Annotated in this window: 4 protein-coding genes; 2 read left to right on the forward strand and 2 right to left on the reverse strand. The window is 62.6% G+C overall.

The genetic code is table 11. The annotated features are described in order from the left end of the window. Positions 1–532: glutathione S-transferase family protein (locus tag NW844_RS04425; protein WP_414333833.1), on the forward strand; the 532-nt coding region annotated here is incomplete at its 5' end. A gap of 212 nt (positions 533–744) precedes the next feature. On the opposite strand, the gene smpB is transcribed toward NW844_RS04425, so the two are convergent. Then, the gene (gene smpB / locus NW844_RS04430) at positions 745–1,209 is read right to left on the reverse strand and encodes an SsrA-binding protein SmpB (RefSeq protein WP_414333835.1); all 465 of its coding nucleotides are present in this window, start codon (positions 1,207–1,209) and stop codon (positions 745–747) included. A 35-nt stretch (positions 1,210–1,244) separates the two neighbouring features. Next, positions 1,245–2,621, reverse strand: coding sequence for a ribosome biogenesis GTPase Der (der, locus tag NW844_RS04435; RefSeq protein ID WP_414333837.1), 1,377 nt, complete (start codon positions 2,619–2,621; stop codon positions 1,245–1,247). Positions 2,622–2,784: 163 nt separating this feature from the next. Here der and NW844_RS04440 point away from each other — a divergent pair, with 163 nt between their 5' ends. Then, complete coding sequence (locus NW844_RS04440; protein WP_414333839.1) at positions 2,785–3,981, forward strand: aspartate aminotransferase; 1,197 nt, start codon at positions 2,785–2,787, stop codon at positions 3,979–3,981. Positions 3,982–3,985 lie beyond the last annotated feature (4 nt).

A 3,985-nucleotide genomic window follows, 5' to 3' on the forward strand; every position in this document is an offset into this window, starting at 1 on the left:
GATCCCCTACGAGACGGTTGAAGTCAATTCTAGGGTCGGAGAAAATCGCCGCCCCGAGTACCTGGCCAAGAACCCTCTGGGCCAGATCCCGGCTTTGGAGCTGGAAGACGGGACCGTCCTGGCCGAGTCTGCCGCGATCTTGGTTTACCTGGCAGAAGACACCCCCCTCTACGGCCAAAACAAGTTGGAACGGGCCGAGATCTTGAAGTGGCTATTTTTTGAACAAACCCGCATTGCCCGCTACATTGCCACCACCCGCTTCCTGGTGCGGGCTGGACAAGCCGAGGCCCACGCCGAGCTGATTGCCCAGAACCTCAAATCCGGCACAGAGGCCTTGGAGATCATGGAGGGCCATTTGCAGGGGAAAGCGTTTTTCGTGGGCAACCGCTACACGATTGCAGATCTGGCCCTTTTTACCTACACCCACGTGGCGGAGCAAGGTGGGTTCGACCTCAAACCCTTCCCCAACATCCGCGCCTGGTGTGAGCGGGTGAAAACCACCGACCGCTTCTTCCCCCTCCCTGGTGCCTAGAACTTGCTGGCGGCGGCTCCTTCCCTCCCCCTGCAGCCGACCGAGTTGGATTTTGCTTCCAAGCCTATCGGAGGATTCCTCACCCCCAGCCTCTCTGCCCAAGGGAGGGGAAAACTGGAAATCGCTGCAACGAAGGGCTCCAGCGGCATTTGGGATCGCCTAGGCTGCCCCGCTGGCCACCCCATTGGAAGCTGCCGGAAGCTTGGCGAGCCTTAGCGCCCCTTTAGCTCTCGCTGGATCTCTCGCTGGGTTTGCCGCTCTTTAATGGCCTGCCGCTTGTCGTGGAGCTTTTTGCCGCGGGCCACGCCCAGATGGGCTTTGATCCAGCCGCGGTTGAGCACCAGCTTGAGGGGAACCACGGTCAGGCCCTTTTGCTCCACCAGGCCCCGCAGCCGGTCGATCTCGCGGCGGTGCAGCAGCAGCTTGCGGCGGCGGGTGGGATCGTGGTTGAACACCTTGCTGGCGGTGCCATGGGGGGAGATGTGCAGGTTGTGCAGCCAGGCCTCGCCATCGCGAAAGAGGGCAAAAGCGTCTTGTAAGTTGGCTTTGCCCGCCCGTATCGATTTCACCTCTGTGCCGGTCAGTTGCAGCCCGGCTTCGTAGGTCTCCAAGATTTCGTACTCGAAGCGGGCGCGACGATTCTCCACCAGGGTTTTGACGTTGGGATCCACAGCCATAGGCTTTCAGAATAGAGCTCCGTCCTCCAGAGGGCCTAACGAGAGGCCAGGGATCCCTCTAATTTTTGCACTGCCCGTCCCACGAGGCGCTCGGCTTTGCCGCGCCAACGAAAGCGAATGGGGGTGCCTGTGAAGTCGAGGTTTTGCCGGAAGTGCTTTTCCAAGTAGCGGCGGTAGTTGTCTTTGAAGAGATCGGGATCGTTGACAAACAGGAGAAAGGTGGGAGGTTGCTCCGCCACTTGGGTGCCGTAGTAGATTTTGCCCTGCTTGCCTTGGCGGTTGGCGGGGGGCGATTGCCAGGCGAGGGCATCCTGGAGCACCTCGTTGACCACGGCGGTGGGGATGCGTTTGCGATGGGCGGCTACCGCCGTGTTGACCTCGGCAAAAATCTTGTGGGTGCGCTGCCCCGTGAGGGCGCTGACGAACAACAGGGGTGCCCAGTCGATAAAGTAAAGCTTGTCGCGAATCTCGCGGGTGAACTCGTTGAGGGTGTAGGTATCTTTGTTTTCGACGGCATCCCACTTGTTGACGACGACGATACAGGCGCGGCCTTCTTCTTCGATGCGGCCGGCCAACCGCTGATCCTGCTCGGTCACTCCCTCGAGGGCGTCAATGACCAGCAGCACCACGTCCGAGCGCTGGATGGCTTTGAAGGCGCGGTTGATGCTGAAAAACTCCACTCCATATTCCACCCGGTTTTTTTTGCGGATCCCGGCGGTGTCGATGAGACGGTAGGGCTGCCCTTCCCAGGTAACGACGGTATCGATGGCATCGCGGGTGGTGCCGGCAATGGGGCTGACGATGGCCCGCTGGGATCCCACCAGGCGGTTGAGCAGGCTGGACTTGCCCACGTTGGGCCGGCCGACAATGGCCACGGCGATGGGATCCGCTGCTGCTGCAGCTTCGTCTACCTCAGGCAAATGGGGCAGCACCGCCTCCAACAGCTCGGCCACCCCGTTGCCGTGGATGGCGGAACAGGGGATCGGCTCCCCCAGCCCCAACTCCCAAAAAGCCGCCGCCTGGGCCAGGCCCAGTTGCCCCGACTCGCACTTGTTGACGGCCACCACCACCGGCAGGGGTTGTTTGCGCAGCCAATCGGCCACTTCCCGATCGGCGGGGGTCAGTCCCTCACGGCCATCTACCACAAAGATCACAGCGTGCGCCTCCGCCATCGCCGCCATGGCCTGCTGGCGGATGTGGGGCAAGAACTCGCTGTCGTCGCCAAAGACCAGGCCGCCGGTATCCACCACCTGCAGGCGGCGCCCGTTCCACTCCACCTCTTGGTAGAGGCGATCCCGCGTGATGCCCGGCTCATCGTGGACAATGGCGGAACGCACCCCCGCCAGGCGGTTGACGAGGGTGGACTTGCCCACGTTGGGGCGACCCACAACGGCCACAAGGGGTAAAGCCACTGCTCTGCCTTGCCACAAAACCGAACTTAGATTTCTATCCTAGCCTTTGGGATCCGAGATACCCAAGCTCGGCCCTGCTTCGCATTGCTTCAGGTGCGGGTCTGGCGGTAAGCTGTGCAGTTAACCCCAAGTGAGCCAGGTGTCGGCTTGCCTTTCTATTTGTATGAACCGCGCTCTCGTCCCCGCCCAACGCTTGAACAAGCTGCCTGCCTACGTCTTCGCCCGCTTGGATGAGCTGAAGGCCCGCGCCCGCCAGCAGGGGCTAGATTTGATCGATCTGGGCATGGGCAACCCCGATGGGCCCACCCCCCAGCCGGTGGTGGAGGCAGCCCAGGCGGCCATCGCCGATCCCGTCCACCACGGCTACCCTCCCTTCGAGGGCACGGCCAGCTTCCGCCAGGCGATCACCGATTGGTACCGGTGCCGCTACGGGGTGGAGCTGGATCCCAATGGGGAGGTGCTGCCTCTTTTGGGATCCAAAGAGGGCCTGACCCACCTGGCCTTGGCCTACGTGGATCCGGGGGATCTGGTGCTGGTGCCCAGCCCCGCCTACCCGGCCCATTTTCGCGGGCCCATGATTGCCGGCGGGCAGATCTACCCGCTGCTGCTACGCCCCGAGAAGGAGTGGCTAATTGACCTGCAGGAGATCCCGCCGGAGGTGGCCAAGCAGGCGCGGGTGCTCTACTTCAACTACCCCAACAACCCAACGGCGGCGGTGGCGCCCCGCTCTTTTTTTGAAGAAGTGGTGGCCTTTGCCCACCGCTATGAGCTGATTCTGGTGCACGACCTGTGCTACGCGGAGCTGGCCTTTGACGGCTATCGGCCCACCAGCCTGCTGCAGATCCCCGGCGCCAAGGACTTGGCCGTGGAGTTCCACACCCTCTCCAAAACCTACAACATGGCCGGCTGGCGGGTGGGCTTTGTGGTGGGCAACCGCCAGATCATCCAGAGCCTGCGCACCCTGAAAACCAACCTCGACTACGGCATTTTTGGCGCACTGCAAAAGGCGGCCGAGACGGCTTTGGCCCTGCCAGAGAGCTACCTACAGCAGGTGCAGGAGCGCTACCGCCGCCGGCGCGACTATCTCATTAGCCGCCTGGCGGAGCTGGGCTGGCAGATTGAGCCGCCGCGGGCGACGATGTACCTCTGGATCCCGACCCCCCGCACTGCCGATGGCACTCCTGAGGGATCGACGGAGTTTGCCCTGCGGGTGCTGGAATCTACGGGCGTGGTCGTAACCCCTGGCAACGCCTTTGGGGAAGGGGGGGAAGGCTATGTGCGAATTAGCCTGATTGCCGATTGCGAGCGCTTGGGCCAGGCCATCGACCGCTGGGCGGAAGCCGGGATCCGCTATTGCTGACCCC

The organism is Synechococcus sp. H55.2, from assembly GCF_047462495.1.
In the GTDB taxonomy this organism is placed as follows: Bacteria; Cyanobacteriota; Cyanobacteriia; order Thermostichales; family Thermostichaceae; genus Thermostichus.